At 71.3% G+C, this 20122-nt stretch carries 24 protein-coding genes; 16 read left to right on the plus strand and 8 right to left on the minus strand.

Annotated features, from left to right (window positions below; genetic code table 11):
- The first annotated feature begins 40 nt into the window (after positions 1-40).
- The 8 genes from ASE01_RS10300 (at position 41) to ASE01_RS10335 (ending at position 8272) form a co-directional block, all read left to right on the plus strand.
- Positions 41-1477: an AAA family ATPase gene (locus ASE01_RS10300; RefSeq protein WP_200958807.1), complete on the plus strand. Its 1437-nt coding sequence runs from the start codon at positions 41-43 to the stop codon at positions 1475-1477.
- Positions 1474-3483: a vWA domain-containing protein gene (locus ASE01_RS10305; protein ID WP_056750627.1), complete on the plus strand. Its 2010-nt coding sequence runs from the start codon at positions 1474-1476 to the stop codon at positions 3481-3483. Before ASE01_RS10300 ends, ASE01_RS10305 begins: the two co-directional genes overlap by 4 nt.
- Before the next feature lie 73 nt (positions 3484-3556).
- Positions 3557-4120, plus strand: coding sequence for a hypothetical protein (locus tag ASE01_RS10310; RefSeq protein ID WP_056750629.1), 564 nt, complete (start codon positions 3557-3559; stop codon positions 4118-4120).
- The gene (locus ASE01_RS10315; protein WP_056750632.1) at positions 4111-4440 is read left to right on the plus strand and encodes a hypothetical protein; all 330 of its coding nucleotides are present in this window, start codon (positions 4111-4113) and stop codon (positions 4438-4440) included. The genes ASE01_RS10310 and ASE01_RS10315 overlap by 10 nt, the downstream gene beginning before the upstream one ends.
- Positions 4437-6227 (plus strand): alpha/beta hydrolase, encoded by a 1791-nt coding sequence (locus tag ASE01_RS10320; RefSeq protein WP_056750635.1) that lies wholly within the window; start codon positions 4437-4439, stop codon positions 6225-6227. The genes ASE01_RS10315 and ASE01_RS10320 overlap by 4 nt, the downstream gene beginning before the upstream one ends.
- 2 nt (positions 6228-6229) lie before the next feature.
- On the plus strand, positions 6230-6745 hold the full coding sequence (locus tag ASE01_RS10325; protein ID WP_157537253.1) for a hypothetical protein: 516 nt from the start codon (positions 6230-6232) through the stop codon (positions 6743-6745).
- Positions 6738-7517, plus strand: a complete 780-nt coding sequence (locus tag ASE01_RS10330; protein ID WP_056750641.1) for a TSUP family transporter — start codon at positions 6738-6740, stop codon at positions 7515-7517. The genes ASE01_RS10325 and ASE01_RS10330 overlap by 8 nt, the downstream gene beginning before the upstream one ends.
- 17 nt (positions 7518-7534) lie before the next feature.
- Entirely contained in the window at positions 7535-8272 is a 738-nt protein-coding gene (locus tag ASE01_RS10335; protein WP_082605980.1) for a VOC family protein, read from the plus strand.
- Here the strand turns inward: ASE01_RS10335 and ASE01_RS10340 are convergent.
- Both ASE01_RS10340 and ASE01_RS10345 read right to left on the minus strand, forming a co-directional pair.
- Entirely contained in the window at positions 8241-9593 is a 1353-nt protein-coding gene (locus ASE01_RS10340; RefSeq protein WP_056750647.1) for an ABC1 kinase family protein, read from the minus strand. The genes ASE01_RS10335 and ASE01_RS10340 overlap by 32 nt on opposite strands.
- A gap of 61 nt (positions 9594-9654) precedes the next feature.
- Entirely contained in the window at positions 9655-10260 is a 606-nt protein-coding gene (locus ASE01_RS10345) for a M23 family metallopeptidase (protein ID WP_056750651.1), read from the minus strand.
- A gap of 170 nt (positions 10261-10430) precedes the next feature.
- Between ASE01_RS10345 and ASE01_RS10350 the strand changes: the two genes are divergently transcribed.
- Entirely contained in the window at positions 10431-10628 is a 198-nt protein-coding gene (locus ASE01_RS10350; protein ID WP_235535944.1) for a hypothetical protein, read from the plus strand.
- A 4-nt stretch (positions 10629-10632) separates the two neighbouring features.
- On the opposite strand, the gene msrA is transcribed toward ASE01_RS10350, so the two are convergent.
- The gene (msrA, locus tag ASE01_RS10355; protein WP_056750657.1) at positions 10633-11271 is read right to left on the minus strand and encodes a peptide-methionine (S)-S-oxide reductase MsrA; all 639 of its coding nucleotides are present in this window, start codon (positions 11269-11271) and stop codon (positions 10633-10635) included.
- A 28-nt stretch (positions 11272-11299) separates the two neighbouring features.
- Positions 11300-12241: a DUF5995 family protein gene (locus ASE01_RS10360; protein WP_056750661.1), complete on the minus strand. Its 942-nt coding sequence runs from the start codon at positions 12239-12241 to the stop codon at positions 11300-11302.
- A gap of 125 nt (positions 12242-12366) precedes the next feature.
- On the opposite strand from ASE01_RS10360, the gene ASE01_RS10365 reads away from it, so the two are divergent.
- From ASE01_RS10365 to ASE01_RS10375, 3 genes are read left to right on the plus strand one after another with little or no spacing between them, the layout of a single operon-like run.
- Positions 12367-12570, plus strand: coding sequence for a CopG family transcriptional regulator (locus ASE01_RS10365; protein WP_157537255.1), 204 nt, complete (start codon positions 12367-12369; stop codon positions 12568-12570).
- A gap of 2 nt (positions 12571-12572) precedes the next feature.
- Positions 12573-12968 (plus strand): type II toxin-antitoxin system death-on-curing family toxin, encoded by a 396-nt coding sequence (locus tag ASE01_RS10370; RefSeq protein WP_056750667.1) that lies wholly within the window; start codon positions 12573-12575, stop codon positions 12966-12968.
- A 9-nt stretch (positions 12969-12977) separates the two neighbouring features.
- Positions 12978-14171 carry a cystathionine gamma-synthase gene (locus tag ASE01_RS10375; RefSeq protein WP_056750669.1) on the plus strand — a complete coding sequence of 398 codons (1194 nt, stop codon included), beginning with the start codon at positions 12978-12980 and terminating at the stop codon, positions 14169-14171.
- Here the strand turns inward: ASE01_RS10375 and ASE01_RS10380 are convergent.
- On the minus strand, positions 14158-15093 hold the full coding sequence (locus ASE01_RS10380; RefSeq protein WP_056750674.1) for a hypothetical protein: 936 nt from the start codon (positions 15091-15093) through the stop codon (positions 14158-14160). The genes ASE01_RS10375 and ASE01_RS10380 overlap by 14 nt on opposite strands.
- Positions 15094-15259: 166 nt before the next feature.
- Between ASE01_RS10380 and ASE01_RS10385 the strand changes: the two genes are divergently transcribed.
- Positions 15260-16576: an AI-2E family transporter gene (locus ASE01_RS10385; RefSeq protein WP_082605981.1), complete on the plus strand. Its 1317-nt coding sequence runs from the start codon at positions 15260-15262 to the stop codon at positions 16574-16576.
- Here ASE01_RS10385 and greA read toward each other — a convergent pair.
- On the minus strand, positions 16564-17070 hold the full coding sequence (greA, locus tag ASE01_RS10390; protein WP_056750678.1) for a transcription elongation factor GreA: 507 nt from the start codon (positions 17068-17070) through the stop codon (positions 16564-16566). The genes ASE01_RS10385 and greA overlap by 13 nt on opposite strands.
- Before the next feature lie 80 nt (positions 17071-17150).
- Positions 17151-17561: a DUF4307 domain-containing protein gene (locus tag ASE01_RS10395; RefSeq protein ID WP_056750681.1), complete on the minus strand. Its 411-nt coding sequence runs from the start codon at positions 17559-17561 to the stop codon at positions 17151-17153.
- A 32-nt stretch (positions 17562-17593) separates the two neighbouring features.
- Between ASE01_RS10395 and mca the strand changes: the two genes are divergently transcribed.
- From mca to ASE01_RS10410, 3 genes are read left to right on the plus strand one after another with little or no spacing between them, the layout of a single operon-like run.
- Entirely contained in the window at positions 17594-18502 is a 909-nt protein-coding gene (gene mca, locus ASE01_RS10400) for a mycothiol conjugate amidase Mca (protein WP_056750684.1), read from the plus strand.
- A 36-nt stretch (positions 18503-18538) separates the two neighbouring features.
- Positions 18539-18784: a hypothetical protein gene (locus ASE01_RS10405; protein WP_056750687.1), complete on the plus strand. Its 246-nt coding sequence runs from the start codon at positions 18539-18541 to the stop codon at positions 18782-18784.
- Between the two features lie 10 nt (positions 18785-18794).
- Positions 18795-19439: a LysE family translocator gene (locus ASE01_RS10410; protein WP_056752097.1), complete on the plus strand. Its 645-nt coding sequence runs from the start codon at positions 18795-18797 to the stop codon at positions 19437-19439.
- Between the two features lie 39 nt (positions 19440-19478).
- Here ASE01_RS10410 and ASE01_RS10415 read toward each other — a convergent pair whose 3' ends face one another.
- Positions 19479-20072 (minus strand): TetR/AcrR family transcriptional regulator, encoded by a 594-nt coding sequence (locus tag ASE01_RS10415; protein ID WP_200958808.1) that lies wholly within the window; start codon positions 20070-20072, stop codon positions 19479-19481.
- Positions 20073-20122 lie beyond the last annotated feature (50 nt).

Here is a 20122-nt window from a genome sequence, read left to right on the forward strand (position 1 = left end):
GACCCCGGCAGGCGTTGCATGCCCGCAGTAGCGTGAGATCGTGACCACAACTGATCCCGCGTCGGCACCCACCATCTCCACCGTCGGCGCGCTGCGGGCCTCTGGCCACGAGCAGCGCACCCTGCGTGCCGAGCTCCGCGGCAATCTCCTCGACCGGCTCGGCCGCAAGGAGGACCCGTGGCCGGGCCTGCACGGATTCGAGGACACCGTCATCCCGCAGCTCGAGCGCGCGATCATCGCGGGCCACGACGTCGTCCTGCTCGGCGAACGCGGCCAGGGCAAGACCCGCCTCCTGCGCACGCTCGTGGGCCTGCTGGACGAGTGGACGCCCGTGATCGACGGCTCCGAGCTCGGCGAGCACCCGTTCGAGCCGATCACCGTCGCGTCGCGTCGTCGAGCGGCCGAGCTCGGCGACGAGCTGCCGGTCGCCTGGCGTCACCGGGGCGAGAGGTACGCCGAGAAGCTGGCGACCCCGGACACCTCGGTCGCCGACCTGATCGGTGACGTCGACCCGATGAAGGTGGCCGAGGGACGCTCCCTCGGTGACCCGGAGACGATCCACTTCGGCCTGATCCCCCGTTCCCACCGCGGCATCGTGGCCATCAACGAGCTGCCCGACCTCGCCGAGCGGATCCAGGTGGCGATGCTCAACGTGATGGAGGAGCGCGACATCCAGATCCGCGGCTACGTCCTGCGCCTGCCGCTCGACGTGTTCGTGGTCGCCTCGGCGAACCCCGAGGACTACACCAACCGTGGCCGGATCATCACGCCGCTCAAGGACCGCTTCGGCGCCGAGATCCGCACGCACTACCCGAAGGCCCTCGCGGCGGAGATCGCCGTCGTACGACAGGAGGCCGACCTGCTGCCGGACCTCGTGGACGTGCCCGACTTCCTGGTCGAGATCCTCGCGCGCTTCACCCGCAACCTGCGTGAGTCCAGCGCCGTGGACCAGCGCTCCGGCGTCTCGGCCCGGTTCGCGATCGCCGGCGCGGAGACCATCGCCGCCGCCGCCCTGCGACGGGCGACCGTCCAGGGCGAGGACCGCGCGGTCGCCCGGGTCGTCGACCTGGAGACGGCCGTCGAGGTGCTCGGCGGCAAGATCGAGTTCGAGTCGGGCGAGGAGGGACGCGAGGGCGAGATCCTCACCCACCTGCTGCGTACGGCGACCGCCGAGACCGTCCGCGAGAGGTTCCGCGGCCTGGACTTCGCGCTGCTCGTCGAGTCGGTCGAGGAGGGCGCCACCGTCATCACCGGCGGCTCGGTCACCGCCCGCGACGTCCTCGCCGGCCTCCCGGTCCTGGGGGAGTCGGATCTCTACGACCAGGTCTGCGAGCGGGTCAACGGAGCGGGTGGCGGCCGCACCGACGGCGAACGGGCCGCCGCCATCGAGCTCGCACTGGAGGGCCTGTTCCTCGCCCGCAAGATCGGCAAGGACCAGCAGTCCGGGACCACCGGCACGGAGACGGTCTACGGATGAGTCGCTACCGCAGGTACGACGGGGGCGACCCCCTCGCCCCGCCCGTCGACATCGCCGAGGCGCTCGACGCCATCGGTCAGGACGTCATGGCGGGCTACAGCCCGGAGCGGGCGATGCGGGAGTTCCTGCGGCGCGGTGGCGAGGACCAGGCCGGACTCGACGACCTCGGACGACGCGTCGCCGAGCGGCGCCGTGAGCTGCTCCAGCAGCACAACCTCGACGGCACCCTCGCCGAGGTCCGCGAGCTGTTGGAGAAGGCCGTGCTCGAGGAGCGCAAGCAGCTGGCCCGTGACGCGCTGATGGACGACGCCGACCGGGCGTTCCGCGAGATGCGGATGCAGAACCTGCCGGACTCCCCGGCGGCCGCGGTCACCGAGCTCGGTGACTACGACTGGCAGTCCAGCGAGGCCCGGGAGGCCTTCGAGCAGATCAAGGACCTGCTCGGTCGAGAGCTCCTGGACCAGCGCTTCGCGGGCATGAAGCAGGCGATGGAGGGGGCCACCGAGGCCGATCGCGAGGCGATCAGCGAGATGCTCTCCGACCTCAACGACCTGCTGGAGAAGCACGGCCGCAACGAGGACACCCCGGAGGACTTCCAGGAGTTCATGGGCAAGCACGGCCAGCACTTCCCGGAGGACCCGCAGGACATCGACGAGCTCCTCGACGCGCTGGCCCAGCGATCAGCCGCAGCGCAGCGGATGCTGAACTCGATGACGCCCGAGCAGCGCGCCGAGCTGATGGAGCTGTCCGCGCAGGCCTTCGGTTCCCCGGCGTTGATGGACCAGCTCGACCGGCTCGACCAGAACCTCATGGGGCTGCGGCCAGGGGAGGACTGGGGTGGTTCGGAGCAGTTCGGTGGGGGCGAAGGACTCGGCCTCGGTGACGGCACCGGCGTGCTGCAGGACCTCGCGGACCTCGATGCGCTCGCTGATCAGATCGCCCAGTCCTACGGCGGCGCACGTCTGGACGACATCGACCTCGACAGGCTCGCCCGCCAGCTCGGCAACGAGGCGGCGGTCGACGCGCGCAAGCTGCGTGAGCTCGAGCAGGCGCTGCGCGACTCGGGGGCCATGGAGCGTGGATTCGACGGCGAGCTGCGCCTGACACCGAAGGCGATGCGCCAGCTCGGCAAGGCGCTGCTGCGTGACGTGGCCCAGCGGATGTCGGGCCGTCAGGGTCAGCGCGAGCTGCGCCAGGCCGGTGCCGCGGGCGACCTGTCCGGTGCCACCCGGCCCCGGGAGTTCGGCGACACCGAGCCGTGGGACCTGCCGCAGACCATCCTCAACGGCGTACTCCGTCGGGCGGGTCAGCCCGGCGGGCCGCTCCTGACCATCGACGACGTCGACGTCGCGGAGACCGAGGCACGCACCCAGGCGGCGGTCGCCCTGTGTGTCGACACGTCGTTCTCGATGGCGATGGACGGTCGCTGGGTGCCGATGAAGCAGACCGCCCTGGCGCTGCACACCCTCATCGGCTCTCGGTTCCGGGGCGACGACCTCGAGTTGATCGGCTTCGGCCGCCACGCGCAGACCATGCGGATCGAGGAGCTGACGGCGCTCGACGCCCGGTGGGCGAAGGGCACCAACCTCCACCACGCGCTGCTCCTGGCCAACCGCCACTTCCGCCGGCACCCCAACGCGCAGCCGGTGCTGCTGATCGTCACCGACGGTGAGCCGACCTCGCACCTGGAGTCGAGCGGCGAGGTCTTCTTCAACTATCCGCCGCACCCGATGACGATCTCGCTCGCGGTGCGCGAGCTGGACAACGCGCGGCGGCTGGGCGCGCAGACGACCTTCTTCCGCCTCGGTGAGGACCCGGGTCTGGCGCGCTTCATCGAATCGATGGCGCGCCGGGTCGACGGCTCCGTGATCGCTCCCGAGTCGGGCGACCTCGGCGCCGCGGTGGTCGGTTCCTATCTCGGCTCGCGCAGCGGCGGACGTTCGTCCGGCGGCGGTCCGGGGTCGTACGGCGACTTCTTCGGCTCCCGGGGGTTCTGGGTCGGCTGACGCCCGTGCGCCCGCCTGTGGACAACCGCCGCGTGGTGTTTGCCGGATTCCATGACCGGGCAGCCGAGGGTGCATGGATGACGCGGATCTCGGGCCCCTGCGCAAGGTCAACCCCTCGGTCGTCGACGACGACCCGTTCTGGTCGGTCGTGCGCCGACGGCACCCTGACGTGGACCTGGTGCTGCTGCCGCCGGGGTCCGACGAGCCCGACGAGCCCGGCCAGCCCGACGAGCCCCCGGTCGACAGTTCGGACGCGGTGCGTGCGGTCGTCGAGCTCGCCCGCGAGGCATGGGCAGCCCTGGTCCCCCTGCTTCCCGATGCCGGGCCGCCCGGCGTCCGGTGGGCGTCGAGAGGCGATGGACACGCCCTCCTGATCGTCCGCTCGTTGGTCGACCCCGGCGACGCGGGTGGGGTCGACCTGCTGCGGCGAGCCGCAGTGGTGCTCGACGGGTTGGGCTGGCGTCTGGCCCCGACCCGGCGCGCGGGCCATCCGCTGTTGCGTGCGACCAACGGTCTCGTCGACTTCGAGGGCGAGGCGGGGCCGGGGGCGACCGTGCTCCGGATCGCCACCGGGGTGCTGCCCGTCAGCGAGCCGGACCGGGCCGCCGTGCTCGAGGAGGCCGGGTCATGGCGGTGACACTGGACGTCCCGTTCGAGGTGCTGCGCACGGCCAAGATCAAGTGGGACGAGGCCGCTGACGAGCTGGACGGCAACTGGCGGCGACTGCACAAGTCGTCGATCGCAGGCTTCTCCGCGGAGGTGACGGCAGCGGTCGAGGCCTTCCGGGAGCCCTGGGTCGACGAGATCAAGGTCGCGGGGGAGCGGGCCCAGGCCCACAGCGACGAGATCGTGCTGTTCGGCCAGCGGGTGTGGCTGGCCGATGCCGATCAGGCGGAGCGGGTCCGGGCCCTGTTGCCCTGGGCCCACAGCGACGCCGGGATCGCGGGGCAGCCATGACCGTCATCCTCGTTCCGGCGCACGTGCCGGCCTTCCGGACGCTGGAGTCCACCCCCGCCCGTGCGCTCACCTTCGCCACGGACCTGCGGGCCGTCACCGTCGGCGTCAAGGACGTCCAGGGCTGGGCCGAGGGGATCGCCGCCCCGGCGTGGCAGGGCGACACCGCGGCCGCACACGACCATGCGGCGACCCGCTTCGCCCGACGACTCGACAACGCCGAGGCCGCGCTCGACCGGGCCGTCACGGCGGCCGACCGGTTCGAGGCGCGGCTGACGATCCTCTCCTCGCTGCGCCTCCGGCTGGAGGAGGAGCGCAGGGCCGTCAACGGCGACGCGACCACCCTGCGCGCCGACGTCACAGCGTCCGGAAGCGCCGCGACCGAGGCGGAGATCGCAGTCCTCCAGCGCCGGGGTGAGCGGCTCATGACCCGCGCGACCACGGTGATCGCCGAGATCGAGGAGTGGGTGAGGCGGTACGACGACACCGAGGCCGACTTCATCGCTGCCCTCGCCGGCGTCGACACCCTCGTCGAGGGACGGCTGGCGGCCGAGGACCCGGGTCGGGTCGATGTCGGGCCCCTGGTCGAGCGGTTCGACTCCCTGCGGGGCGATCCCGAACGGCTCAACGCGTGGTGGCTCTCGCTCACTCGTGCCCAGCGCGCCGCACTGAGCACCGAGATCCCGCATCGCGTCGGCAACGCCAACGGCATCCCCGCTCGCGACCGCGACGAGGCCAACCGGGCCGCGCTCACCAGCGACCTCGACTACTGGGCGCAACGTGACGGCGACTCGCAGCTGAGTGGCGAGGAGAGGTCGGCTGCGGAGAACGCGGCCCACATCCAGGAGCAGATCGACGAGTACCGTGCCGAGCTCGACCCGCTCACCGGGCGCGAGCTGCTGCACCTGCTGGTCTATGCCCCCGGCAGCCACTCCGGTGACGGTGCGGTCGCCATCGCCTTCGGCGACCCGGACAAGGCCGACCACGTGTCCGTGAACGTCCCCGGCCTCACCTCGGAGACGTCCAGCACCGACGGCAACCTCGACAAGACCCACGACCTGCACCGAGCGGCTCTCGACGAGGACAACGGCTCGGTGTCCTCGATCTACTGGCTCGACTACGACGCCCCGAGCGGCAATCCGATCAAGCCGTGGGAGATCCCGGACCTCGGCGGCGTGGCGCTGACCGTCAAGGCCGACGCCGGGGGTGAGCGCTTCGCCGACTTCATCGACGGGCTGCGCGGGTCCGACGAGGGCGACCGGGCGCATCTGACCGCGATCGGGCACAGCTACGGGTCGACCGCGGTCGGGCACGGCCTGCAGGACGGCGCCGAGGTCGACGACGCGATCCTGATCGGCAGCCCGGGCCAGCCGGAGAGCACCGCCGCCTCGCTGACCGACGCCGACGTGTGGGTGGGGTCCAAGGACCACGACCCGGTGTCGCTGCTCGGTTCGGGTGATCGAGGCGGTGTCGGCGCCCTGGGACACGACCCAGCTGCCGACGACTTCGGAGGTGTGCGCTTCGAGACGGGCGACGGATCGCTGCGGATCGAGGACCTGCTGGGCAACCACACGTCGTACTTCGAGGACGAGTCCCTCGACAACATGGCGCACGTCGTCGCGGACAACGACCACCTCGTGACCGAGCAGCCGCACCGCGGCGAGGACGGCGGGGGCCACCTCACGCTGAGCGAGCTCCTCGCGGCCTCGACCGGAGCGAGCGTGCTCGACGGCGTCGGCACGGCCGGCGAGTGGTTGTGGGAGCACTCCGTGCTGGGTGGCATCCTGTGAACGTGAAGGCTCGTCTTGGGACCGCGGCAGCGCCTCTGGCCGGGCTGATGGTCGTCCTGGCCGGGTGCAGTGCCGGCGGGGACACGGAGGACCGGTCCAGGTTCGAGGCCCTGGAGCAGGAGGCCCTGGACGTGGTCGACGGCGTCCTGCACGACATCGCCGGCGAGACGGACATGGCCTTCGAGGCAGGCACCCGTGCCACCTCCATCTGCGGCGAGAGCTATGCACCGCGCGGAGTGAAGCTCCGGGTGTTCGCGCGCTTCGCCGCGCCGGCCGAGATGGCCACAGACGACGCCATGGCCGCCACGGGGGAGGCGCTGACCGGGGACGGCTGGGAGCTCGACCCGCAGCCGCGTGAGCGCATCGTGCTGGCGACCCGCGAGGACCTCGAGATCCGCTTCGACTTCGCGGGCGTCGTCCAGGTCCACATCACGGCCGGGTGCATCGAGACCAGCGACGGCGTCGCCCGAGAGATCGGCGACCGGCCCACGAAGGACCTCGACTGGGCCGATGGCTGACCTCGGCCCGACCGTCATCGCCCTGCTGGCACTGGCGGCACTCACGGCGGGCTTCGTCGACGCCGTCGTCGGTGGTGGTGGCCTGGTCCAGCTGCCTGCACTGCTCCTGGGGTTGCCGGGTGCGAGCCCGGTCCAGGTGCTGGCCACCAACAAGATCGCGTCCGTCTGCGGCACGGCAGCCAGCTCGGTGACCTACTACCGCCGGCTGCGTCCCGACCCGAGGACCTTCGGGCCGCTGATGGCGCTCGCGCTGGCGGGCGCGTTCATCGGGGCGCTCGCGGCCTCCCGGATCCCGAAGGCGGCCTTCGAGCCGCTCGTCCTCGCCGCGCTCGTGGTGGTCGGCGCCTACGTCCTCCTGCGACCGGACCTCGGCTCCGCGACCGACCTGCGGTTCGCCGGCCGACGTCACCTCGTCGCCGCGATGGCGGTCGGCTTCGCGATCGGTCTCTACGACGGCATCCTGGGGCCGGGCACCGGCAGCTTCTTCGTCTTCGCCCTGGTCGGCCTGATGGGCTACGACTTCCTCCAGGCCTCGGCCAAGGCCAAGCTGGCCAACCTCGCCACCAACATCGGGGCGCTGGCCCTCTTCATCCCGACCGGTGCGGTGCTGTGGGACGTCGGCCTGATGATGGGCGCCTGCAACCTGGTCGGCGGCTACGTCGGTGCCCGCACCGCGGTCGCGCGGGGCGCGCGCTTCGTCCGGGCGTTCTTCATCCTCGTCGTCAGTGCCTTCGTCGTCCGGATCGGCGGCGGTGTCCTCGGTGTGTGGTGAGTCGTAGGCTCGCTCTCGTGAGCCCGACCTGGATCACGGCGTTTCTCGACTTCGCGCCCGACCACCACCAGCCCGGCGTCGGCTTCTGGCAGGCCGCGACGGGGTCCGCCCTGTCTGCGCCCCGAGGGGACGCCGAGGAGTTCGCGACCCTGGTCCCGCCCGACGGGGACTCCTACCTCAAGGTCCAGCGCCGCAGGGTCGGTGACGACCGGGTCCACCTCGACCTGCACGTGCCCGATCCGAGGGCGGCGGCTGATGCCGCCGCCGTCGCTGGGGCGATCGAGATCGTCGATCGCGGGTTCGTCGTGATGTCCTCACCCGGCGGGATCGTCCTCTGCTTCGTGGACCACCCCGCGTCCCGGGTGCCCGCGCCCACAGCGCACCCGGACGGGAGCTCCGCGCGCGTCGTGCAGGTCGCGATCGACGTGCCGCGGGCGTCGTACGACGCCGAGCTGTCGTTCTGGAAGGTGCTCACCGGTTGGGCCGAGCAGGCGTCGTCGGTCTGCGCCGACTTCCGCTTCCTGGTGCCACCCGTGGGGCTGCCGGTGCGGCTGCTGCTCCAGCGTCTCGGTGAGGACGACGGCCCGGCTCGCGCCCACCTCGACTGGGGCACGACCGATCGCGCCGCGGAGACCGAGCGGCACCTGGCGCTCGGGGCGCGGGTTCTCGCCGTCCACCCGCACTGGACCGTGCTCGTGGACCCGCTGGGTCGCAGCTACTGCCTCACGGAGCAGTCGCCGCTGCCGGCGGGGTGAACCCCGGCAGGTACTCCTCGAGCAGCGCACGGAACGGCGCCTCGGCCTCGAGCTGGCTCAGCACGCCGATCCCGCCGATCCAGGTGCGGTGGATGAGGACGTAGGACGGCGGCAGGTTGAGCTTGATGCTCACGGTGTACGCCGGGTCCTTCGGGTTGTTGATCCGCTGGAACTGCTCGCGCATCCACTCCCGGCTGAACCTGAACCGCTCGACCAGGGTCGGGTCGACGAAGGGCGAGAGGTAGTCCATGAGCAGCTGGGGGTCGATCCGGATCCGGTCCTTGAGGAAGCCCTCCTCGCGCAGGACCCTGATGAGTCCCTCGCCGTCGCCCGCTGCGCACAACGTGATCAGCCGCCCCATCGGCTCGGGCAGCCCCCGCTGGGGGAGGCGGGCGACGGCGCCGTAGTCCAGCACCCCCATCCGTCCGGGGGAGCCGTCCTCCTCGGGGATCACCCGGAAGTTGCCGGGGTGCGGATCGGCGTGGAGCAGCCCGGTGCGGGCGGGTCCGGAGAACAGGAAGCGGGCGAAGATCTCGCCGTAGTGGTCGCGCTCGGCCTGCGTGCCGTCGGCGATGATCGTGGCCAGCGAACCGGCCGAGTCGAGCCATTCGGTGACGAGCACCCGCGGGCCGACGGCCACGACGTCGGGGACGACGATCTCGGGGTCGTCGCGGAAGATCGCCGCGAACTCGCGCTGGGCCGCGGCCTCGAGCTCGTAGTCGAGCTCCTCGGCCGCCCGGGCCTGGACCTCCTCGATCAGCGGCTTCATGTCCACGCCGGGGATGAGCGGGCCGATCGCGCGGGCCGCCCGCGAGAGCGTGCGCAGGTCGGCCATCAGCGCCTCGCCGGCGTTGGGGTACTGCACCTTCACCGCGACCCGGCGCCCGTCGTGCCAGCGGCCCTCGTGGACCTGGCCGATCGACGCAGCGGCGGTCGGAGCGCCGTCGAGCCAGACCAGCCGCTCCTTCCAGTCCGCTCCGAGGTCCGTGGCGAGGGTGTCGCGCACGGTCTGGGTCGGCATCGGCGGTGCCGAGTCCTGGAGCTTGGTCAGCTGCTCCCGGTACGGCGCCGCCATCTCCTCCGGCAGTGCCGACTCCAGCACCGAGAGCGCCTGGCCGAACTTCATCGCGCCGCCCTTGAGCTCGCCCAGGGTGCGGAACAGCTGCTCGGCCGTGCGCTGCTGGATCTCGCTCATCACGGCCTCGGCGGGCGCTCCGCCCAGCCGCTTGCCGAACCCGACCATGGTGCGGCCGGCGTGCCCGAGTGGGAGCGCGGCGAGACGCGCCGTGCGTGCCGCGGCCTTGCGGGGGAGGTCAGCCATGAATCCAGTCTGACAGCCCCGGGGTCGGAGGACCCCGGGGCTGTCGTCGGTGTGCTGGTCCCTAGTAGGTGCAGCCGCTGGTGGGTGCGTTGTTGAAGTCGTAGGTCGTCCCGGCCCACGCCGCCCGGAGGGCGGGCTGCGGGCACACCTTGACGCCGTTGCGCTTGACCTGGATGTGGAGGTGCGGACCCGACGAGGCACCGGTGGAACCGACGCTGAGAACCGGTTCGAAGGCGCGGACGAGCTGGCCGGTGCTCAACGCCGGCAGGGATCGGGCGTGGCAGTAGGTCGCTTCGAGGTTGCGACCGTCAGCAGTGGTCGCGGTGAGGGTGACGCCGTAGCCACACCCACCTGCCTGGTAGCCGACCCAGGCGACCTTGCCGTTGAACAGCGCTCGCGCGGTGGTCCCGGCCGGCAGGGGGAGGTCCACCGCCGGGTAGTCGTGGTGCGGCGCGCTGAGCCAGACGGGGTTGATCTGCGCCCGGGTCGCGGGCAGTCCGACGGTCACCGGGGAGGCGTTGGCTGCCGGGGCCAGGGCGAGCAGGGTGCCCAGCAGGGTGCCGATGACGGCGACCATCATGACGACGGCGCTGCGCCGCTTCCGGGTGGTCGCCGTGGCGCTGCGGGTGGTGGTGGACGACGTGCGAAGGGTGCGGGCGAGTGACATGGTGTTCTCCGTTCCTGGGGCCGGGAGATCCGGTGGGAGAAGACTCGCTGCGGCCCGGGACGCGCACTGTCGCCCACCCGACACAGCCCCCGTCGGGGTCCTGACACAACGGCGGACCGGTTCACCCGCGGACCGTCGGGTACCCCCGCTGCATGACTGATCAGGACCGAATGACCGCAATCCAGGCCGTTGCCGATCGGGTCACCTCGTGGCAGGACGGGGCGACCGAGGGCACTGTCGCCGACGAGTTGCGCCGCGGCGCCGACGAGGTCGGCGTCGACCTCACCGACGACGAGATCCGCACCCTCGCCGATGTGATCGAGGACAACCACGCCGCCGTCGACGTCCGCGAGGTGCTGTCGGCCTGAGTCCCTAGGAAGGGAAGGCCACGCCCGTGTTGGCGTGGCAGCGGTAGCCGTGCGGCACCTTGTGGAGGTACTGCTGGTGGTGCGGCTCGGCGTAGTAGTACGCACCGGCCGACGCGATCTCCGTGGTGATCTCGTCGAGGCCGCGACGGGCGAGCTCCTCGCCGTACACCGTGGTCAGCTCGCGTGCGGTCTGCTCCTGCTCGGGGCTGTGGAAGTAGATCGCGGAGCGGTACTGCGAGCCGACGTCGTTGCCCTGGCGCATGCCCTGGGTCGGGTCGTGGACCTCGAAGAACTTCTTGACCAGATCGGCGAAGGAGACCTGTTCGGGGTCGAAGACCAGCCGGACGGCCTCGGTGTGGCCCGTGCGGCCACTGCAGACCTCTTCGTAGGTCGGGTTCGGCGTGGTGCCGCCGGCGTAGCCGACCGAGGTCGACCAGACGCCGGGGACCTGCCAGTAGAGCTCCTCGGCCCCCCAGAAGCAGCCGAGGCCGAACTCCGCGACCTCGAGGCCCTCGGGGACCTCGTCGGTGACCAGCGGGGTGCGCAGGACCTCGTGCTGGGCGGGAAGGGTGTAGTCGGGGGCGGTGCGGCCGGGCAACGCGTCGGCCGGGTCGATCATCTCGGTCTTGCGGCGGGAGAACATGCCTCCATTGTCTCCGCGCGCGCAAGCCTCAACCGTGCGTGGCGCACCAGGCGTCGCGCTTGGCCGGCTTCGCCTGGAAGACGGTGCGGATGAGCTGGGCCTGCACCGTGGAGTAGAGCTCGATCTCCCGCTCCACCAGGGTCCGCTGGAAGGGCGTCCTCGCCAGCACGAGGGCCTCCGCGTGCCGCCACACCATCTCCCGCCAACCGCGCATGATCACGCCGACGACGGTGTCGTCGAGGGTGCCGGCATCGATGTCGTCGAAGGTCGGGTCCAGCCGGGCGGCCTGCTCGGTGAACACCGGTACGTACAGGCTGTCGAGGCGGTTGTTGTAGCGGTTGTGGTCGGCCTTGTGGCTGCCGTCGGGGCCGGTGAGGCCGACCGCGGCGAGCACCCGCGGGAAGTCACTGTTGATGTGGGCGTTCATCGCGAGCAGGAAGTTGCCCAGGCCGCTGACCGCGCGGTCGTCCTCGGCCTTCAGTGCGATCCGCCACGCTGCGGGGATGCCGGTGCGCTTCCCGGACTCCCACGCGCTCGTCGTGTCGAAGTACATCTCGGCGAAGACGGCGTCCATCCGGTTGAGCCACGCGCGGTCGGCGAAGAAGTCGGCGCGCACGGCGTCGCGGACGTTCTCGGTGACGCGGAGGTAGGCGAGCGAGAACACCGAGCTGTGCGAGCAGTCCTCGAGCAGGCCGTCCAGGCGGGCCTGCATCCGCACGATCACGTCGTCGATGCACGCGTCCTCGCCGCTCACGCAGATCTCGCCCGTGTACGGCGTCGCCGGGATCGGCAGCGGCGCGAGGAGCCCGATCAGCCCGTCGACCGGGGGCAGCAGGAGCCCGCGGAGCGGGTCGGGGTCGCCCTCGTGGTCCGAGCGCGCCGGAGCGGCGAGCGTGGTCACGGCGAGGACGGCGCCGAGGGCGGCGGCCAGCACGCGGGTGAGACTGCGGGACGGAGTGAGGACGGTCACACCTCGGAAACGAGCGAGTGCTCGTGTTGTGACGGGTGTGGGCTGTGGAAAGGCGTTTGACGCTCCGCCGGGGCAACCCATGCTGGTGGTATCACTCTGATCCCACAGGAGCTAGCATGGCGGTCATGGCCTTCACCCTGCGCACGGACGCCGCGCTCGAGGCCGCGCTGGCCGAGCTGTCGACCGAGCGCGGGGTCTCGAAGCAGGCGCTCGTCCGTCAGTTGGTGCTCGACGAGGCAGCCCGGTCCCGCAAGCGCCGGGACCTCGACGCCGTGCTCGACAGCGAGCTGCCGCGCTGGGCCGCCGTGCTCGACCGACTCGGTCAGTAGCCGTGCGGCTGCTAACGCTCGACGACGTGCTCCACATCGCCCGCCGGACGCTCGGCGCCGTCGAGATCCGCGACATCGGACTGCTCGAGTCCGCAGTGGCTCGCCCTGCGACCTCCGTCTTCGGCGACGACGCCTATCCGCTCCTGCACAACAAGGCGGCAGCGTTGGTCCACTCGCTGGCGCGCAACCATGCACTGGTCGACGGCAACAAGCGACTGGCCTTTGCCTCGCTCTTCGCGTTCCTGGGGCTCAACGGCGAGCGCGTCGTCCTGGATGAGGACGACGCCTACCAGCTCATCGTCGACATCGCCTCCGGCGTCCTCGACGACGTCGCCGCGATCGCGAGCGTGATCGATCGCGGGACCGCTCTGGTGAGCTTCGGTGGTCGGCCTGAGTAGGCTCGAACGGTGAGCGACAACCAGCACGAGCACACCGACACGCATCTCGACGGGGCAGGGTTCGAGACCCGGGCCATCCACGCCGGCTACCGACCCGATCCGACCACCGGAGCGGTGATCCCGCCCATCTATGCCACCTCGACCTATGCCCAGGACGGCGTCGGCGGGCTGCGCGGCGGCTACGAGTACAGCCGCTCGGCGAACCCGACCCGCACGGCGCTCGAGTCGACCCTTGCGGCGCTCGAGGGCGCGGCCCACGGCTTCGCGTTCGCCTCGGGACTCGCGGCGGAGGACACCCTGATCCGGGCGCTGTGCCGCCCGGGCGACCACGTCGTCCTGCCCAACGACGCCTACGGCGGCACCTTCCGGCTCTTCGACAAGGTCGCAACCAACTGGGGCCTGGCCCACAGTCCGGCGCCGGTGACCGACCCCGATGCGGTCCGCGCGGCGATCCGCCCGGGCGAGACGAAGATCGTCTGGCTGGAGACGCCGACCAACCCGCTGCTGTCCATCGGCGACATCGAGGCGTTGGCCGCCGTGGCCCACGACGCCGGAGCACTCCTCGTCGTCGACAACACGTTCGCGTCGTCGTACCTCCAGCAGCCGTTGGCACTGGGGGCGGACGTCGTCGTCCACTCGACCACGAAGTACGCCGGCGGGCACTCCGACGTCGTCGGCGGCGCCCTCGTCACCGACGACGCCGAGCTGGCCGAGAAGATCGGCTACCACCAGAACGCGATCGGCGGTGTCGCCGGACCCTTCGACGCGTGGTTGGTGCTGCGCGGTCTCAAGACCCTCGCCCTGCGCATGGAGCGACACAGCGACAACGCGGAGCGGATCGCCGACTTCCTGTCCGGCCACCCCTCGGTCAGCCAGGTGATCTACCCCGGGCTCGCCGAGCACCCCGGCCACGCGGTCGCGTCGCGCCAGATGAAGAGGTACGGCGGGATGGTGTCCTTCCGGGTGAGGGGCGGCGAGGAGCAGGCGCTCGCCATCTGCGCCGCCACGAGCGTCTTCACGCTCGGGGAGTCGCTCGGGGGTGTGGAGTCCCTGATCGAGCACCCGGGCCGGATGACCCATGCCAGTGTCGCGGGCACCGACCTCGAGGTCCCGGCCGATCTCGTGCGGCTCAGCGTCGGCATCGAGTCGGTCGAGGACCTGCTCGCCGACCTCGACCGGGCGCTCGGGGTCAGCGGATCCTGAACCTCGCCGACACGTCCGCGGCGCACTCGGCGACGCCGGGCACCACCACGCGTGGCGCCGCGGCGTAGTACACGCCGGCTCGCCGGGCCCTGGTGAGGACGTAGGTGCCGTCGCGGCGGGTGGTGGCGGACCCGATCCTGCGATCGGGGCCGGTTCGCACCTTCCAGATCGTGACGGCGCGTGCCGCCTCGCAGCCGGTGGCGCGCGAGGACAGTGCTCCCCGGAACTTGCCCAGGCGGTAGGTCGAGGTGAGGGTGCGCGCGACCAGGGGGCAGCCGCTGGCCGTCCGGCCGAGCGTGCCCGGGCACTTGTCGCGGTGGTCCTCGACGCCGTCGCGGTCGAAGTCACAGCTGGCGTAGGTGAGGGAGACGGACCACGCGACCAGCACGCCCCGGTCGCCCGCGCCCAGGTCGTCGATGCGCAACGAGTAGTGCCCGCCCTGGTGGCCGTCGAAGTCGTCCAGAGCCGACTGGGGGCTGAAGGTGCCGGTGAAGGGCGCCGACGCCGCCGTGATCGAGGTCGGGGCCTCGTCGCTGAAGGTGGTGGCTAGGTAGTCGTCGCCGTCGTCGCCCGGGGGACCGGCCTGGTCGGCGAGCACGGCGTAGCTCCGAGCATTGCCGGGCGTGTCCTCGAAGCCGAACAAGCGCAGCCTCAGGTCCCTGGCATAGGTGTGCTGGATGGTGACGGTGACGTTGAGGTCGGCCACCACGAGACCGTCCTCCGGGACGTCGATGTCGCTGACCGCCAGGCCCGGCGCATCGGGGTTGGCCTCGTCACCGAAGTCGGTGATCGGCTCGTCGACCTGGCCGCTGGAGAACGTCCGTTGGCACACCGGGCCGGCGTGGGCAGCGGGTGCGCCGAAGGCGCTCACCGTCACGATGCCCAGACTCGTCAGAAGGGTCGCCAGGACCGCAGTCACCACGGTCCCGTTCCTGCTCCTCGTACCGCGCACGGTCGCCCCCTTGGTCGTCACTTCTCACCCCAGCCGACAGATCGCCTCATCATCGCCAGGCCCGTGGCGTCGCGACAGTAGGGATCGCGCGGAAACCGGGGCGAGGCCGCTGGGCACGTTCCTCTAGCCTGAGCGGGTGACGAGCGACGGATCGAACGAGCCCGAGCCCGCCCTCGAGCCGGAGGACACCGAGGCCCCGCCGTTGGGTCCGGACCTCGAGGAGCGGGAGGAGCGGCTGTTCCGCCGGTTCGCCCACCAGTGGGCGCAGGTGCGCGAGGAACGTCGTCACGAGGGGCCTGCGCCGAGCTTCGCGACCGGACCCTCCAACTTCCGCCGTGCCGAGGTTCCCTTCGGCCTTGACCTCGCCGCAGGGTGGGCCTGGCGGCTGCTCCTGATCACCGCGGCGGCCTACCTGCTGATGCGGGTGGTGGGCTTCTTCGCCGTCGTGACCGTCCCGATCGCGGTCGCGCTGCTGATCAGTGCACTGGCCGCTCCGTTCGTGAACGGGCTGACCCGGATCGGCTTCCCGCGCGGACTGTCCGCGCTCCTCGTCGTGCTCACCGGCTTCGCGCTGGTGGGCGCTCTGCTGACCTTCGCCGGCCAGCAGGTCGCCTCCGGTGCCACCGATCTCGCCGACTCGACGGTCAAGGGGCTCGAGGAGATCCGTGAGTGGCTGCGAACGGGCCCGCTGCACGCGAGCGACTCGCAGATCAACGACTACATCAAGAGCGCGCAGGACATGATCCGCGAGCGTTCCCAGAACGGCGAGGTGGTCAGCCAGGTCACCGAGTTCGGTGCCGCGCTCGGACACGTCGTCGCCGGGTTCTTCATCGCCGTCTTCGCGACCTACTTCTTCCTCGCCGACGGCGGACGGATCTGGTCCTGGCTGGTCCGGATCGCCCCGCGCGCGGCCCGGGAGCGGGTCGACAGCTCCGGTCGGGTCGCCTGGATCTCGCTGGTCCAGTTCGTGCGCGCCACGGTCATGGTGGCGCTGGTCGATGCCGTGGGCATCGCCGTCGGTGCTGCCGTGCTCGACGTGCCGTTCGTGCTCGCGATCGGCGTGCTGGTGTTCCTCGGTGCCTTCGTCCCGATGATCGGGGCCACGATCGCCGGCAGCGTGGCGATCCTGGTGGCCCTGGTCGACCAGGGGCCGGTCACCGCGGCGCTGATGCTCGCCGTCGTGATCGGCGTCCAGCAGCTCGAGGGCCACGTGCTCCAGCCGTTCCTGCTCGGCCGTCTGGTCTCCCTGCACCCGCTGGGCGTGATCCTGGCGATCGCCGGAGGCGTGCTCGTCGCGGGCATCGCGGGCGCGCTCGTCGCCGTACCCCTCGCTGCGGCCGCGAACGCGGTCGTGCTGCACCTCGCCGAGCTGGCGGAGCCGGCCGAAATGCCGGAGCCGCCGGCCCCCACGGAGGAGACCAGCGGCTCGGAGCCGGAAGCTCAGCCCTCGTAGGGCTTGGCGTCCAGGATGGTCACGGTCTGGGTCTTGCCGTTGACCTCGTAGGTCACCGTCTCGCCCTTGCTGCGGCCGTTGATGGCCTGGCCGAGCGGCGACTGCGGGGAGTAGACGGTCAGGCCGTCGGGCTCGATCTCCCGGGCGCCGAGGAGGAAGGACTCCGCCTCGTCGTCGTCGTCACCCTCGAACTTGTAGGTCACGACCATGCCGGGCTCGACGATCCCGTCGTCCGGAGGGGTCTCGCCGATCTCGGCGCGGCGCAGCATGTCGGTGAGCTGCACGATGCGGAGCTCGTTCTTGCCCTGCTCCTCGCGCGCAGCGTGGTAGCCGCCGTTCTCCTTCAGGTCGCCCTCCTCGCGCGCAGCACTGATCTCCGCGACGATCTCGGCGCGGCGGGGGCCCTTGAGGTGCTCGAGCTCCGCCTGCAGCTTGTCGAAGGCGTCCTGGGTCAGCCACACGGTGCTGGCACCGGTCTGGTCGGTCTGCGTCATGAAAGAAAAACTCCTGTACTGCTCGTCACACACCCCAACGGGTGCAAGAACGGTGAAGTCTACCCGCCGACCGGCGAAGCTCAGCGGTATCGGGGCTGTCCGGGCGCCCGGCACCCGATCCACTCGACGGTGGTGGCGCGTCGCTCGGTGCGCACCTCGATCTCGTAGACCGGGCCCTCGGCGGGGTCGGGCACGAAGCTCGCCTCGCCCACCACGGCCTTGTCGTGGGAGATCGCGCGCAGCGAGCACGTCGGGTCGTCGAGGCCGTCGTCGATCTGGATGCGGACCTCGATGGTGGCCAGGTGGTCGTCCACGATGGCGTGACCGATCTCCTCGGAGGCGATCTCCGGGTTGGCGTGGAAGAGCGTGATCCAGGTCAGCATCGCCAGGGCGGCGACCACGATCACGGCGACGACGGCGATCAGTCCGAGGCGTCCTGCGCGGGACGGGGCGCCGTACCGACCGGTCAGGGAATCGTCGGTCGGGCTCACCGGTTCATGTTCCCATGCCCGCTTTTCCTACGATGGGTCGCATGCCCACCACGCCCGCCGCTGCCGTCGACCGATCCGGGCTCCGGTTGATGCACGTCCACGCCCATCCTGACGACGAATCGAGCAAGGGGGCCGCGTCGACGGCCAAGTACGTCGCCGAGGGCGCCCAGGTCCGTGTCGTGACCTGCACCGGTGGGGAGCGCGGGTCGATCCTGAACCCGAAGATGGACCGTCCCGACATCCTCGACAACATCACCGAGGTGCGTCGACAGGAGATGGAGCGGGCCCGCGACATCCTCGGGATCTCCCAGTCCTGGCTCGGGTTCGTCGACTCCGGCTGGCCCGACGGCGACCCCAAGCCGCCGCTGCCGGACGGTTGTTTCGGCCTGGTCCCGCTCGAGGAGGCGACCGAGCCCCTGGTGCGGCTGATCCGTGAGTTCCGTCCCCATGTCGTCACGACGTACGACGAGCGGGGTGGCTACCCGCACCCCGACCACATCCGCTGCCACGAGGTGAGCGTCGCGGCCTTCGAGGCGGCCGGCGACCCGACCCGGTTCCCCGACGCGGGCGAGCCCTGGCAGCCCGCCAAGCTGTACTACCACCACTCCTTCAACCGGCCCCGGATGCAGGCACTGCACGACGCGATGGTCGAGCACGGCCTCGAGTCACCCTGGGCCGAGCGGCTCGCGGAGTGGAAGCCGGAGCCGGACTGGGATGCGCGCATCACGACGCTGGTGCCGTGCGGCGACTACTTCGGGGTCCGCGACCAGGCGCTGCTGGCCCATGCGACCCAGATCGACCCCGACGGCTTCTGGTTCGCCATCCCGCGTGAGCTGCAGGAGCGGGTCTGGCCGACCGAGGACTACGAGCTCGTGACCAGTCACGTGGCGTCCTCGCTGCCCGAGGACGACCTGTTCGCCGGGGTCTCGCCGGACGCCTGAGGCCGGGTCCGGGACGGGGTCTGGGACAATGGAGCCATGCACGCCCTGACCAGCACCGTCGTCACCGCCCTCGTCCGCGCCGAGGAGAAGGCGCCGAAGGCCGATGACGTGGTCGCGGGGTGGATCGGCTTCGCCGTCTTCATGTTCCTGATCGTCTCGGTCGCCGTGATCGGCTGGAGCCTGACCCGGCACCTGCGCAAGGCCGACCGTGCCAAGTCCGAGGGCCGCTTCGGCGATCCCGTGGCCACCGAGTCCCAGGTCCCCACCGACTCCGACTCGTGAGCTGCTCGTGGTGATCGGGGTCGACCAGCTGGTCGGGTTCGGTCTGGCTGCGTTCGTCCTGATCGTGATCCCCGGGCCCAGCGTGGTCTTCGTGGTCAGTCGCGCGGTGTCCTACGGGCAGCGGGTCGCGGTCGCGAGTGTGCTCGGCAACACCGCCGGTCTCTTCCTCGTGATGAGCCTGGTCTGTCTCGGGCTCGGTGCCGTCGTCGCGGAGTCGATCGTGGTGTTCACGGTGATCAAGCTCGCCGGCGCCGCCTTCCTGATCTGGCTCGGGGTGCAGGCGTTCCGGCACCGTCACGAGATGCGGATCGGCGACGGTGGCCAGCGCGCGCCCCTCGCCGGGTGGCAGGCCTTCCGGCAGGGCTTCGTGGTGGGCGTGAGCAACCCGAAGGGGTTCATGATGTTCGCCGCGATCCTGCCGCCGTTCGTCGACCGTACGGCGGGCGCGGCCTCGGTGCCGGCACAGATGTTCACGCTCGGGTGCGTGGCGGTGGCGCTGGGTGTCCTGTGCGACTCCACGTGGGCGTTGGCCGCCGGTCGTGCCCGTGAGTGGTTCGTGGCCTCCGAGCGCCGGGGCAGCATGCTGGGCGCCGTCGGAGGTACGTCGATGATCGGCCTCGGTGTCGCGATGGCCGTGACCGGGCGGCACGACTGAGCAGGACCGTCCCGGTCCGTGCGGCGGGCGAGGACCGGCTCAGGTGAGCAGGTAGCCGCCGACCAGCGCCACGATCTCGTCGAGGAGGTCGTCCCGGCTGATCGTCTCGGGCTGGTCGAGCACCCAGCGCAGGACGAGGTTCTCCACGGCCAGGACGACGACCCAGGCCGCCGCGGCGGGTGAGGGACGCCGGCTGACGGCAGGTCGGGCCGCGAGGTAGGTCGTGGCGAGCTCCCGGACCCGTCGCTCGAGCGCGGCGCGACGCTCGCGGTTGCGGTGGAGGGGCAGCTCCTCGGCGACGACGCGCAGCACCACGGGGTCGGCCTCGAGGGCACTCACCAGTGCATCGGCGGTGGCGCGCACCATCCCGGGCCCTGCGTCACCGATCCGGTCGGCGAGGGAGGCCGCCACGCTGTCGGCCACCTCGGCCCAGTAGCGGTCGATGACCACGTCGAGGATGGAGGCCTTGTCGGGGAAGTACTGGTAGAGCGAGCCCGGACTCACGCCGGCAGCGGTCGCGACCCGGTTGGTGCTGAAGGCGTCGTACCCGTGCTCGACGAGGACCTCGCGGCCGGAGAGGACGATCCGTTCGACCATCTCCCGGGAGCGGGCCTGTTGCGGGGCCTTGCGCATGGGCACCTCGGGCTCGGATCGCGAGTTGAATGCGAGCGAATGCTCGCGTC

The sequence above is a fragment of the Nocardioides sp. Root190 genome (assembly GCF_001428565.1).
In the GTDB taxonomy this organism is placed as follows: domain Bacteria; phylum Actinomycetota; class Actinomycetes; order Propionibacteriales; family Nocardioidaceae; genus Nocardioides.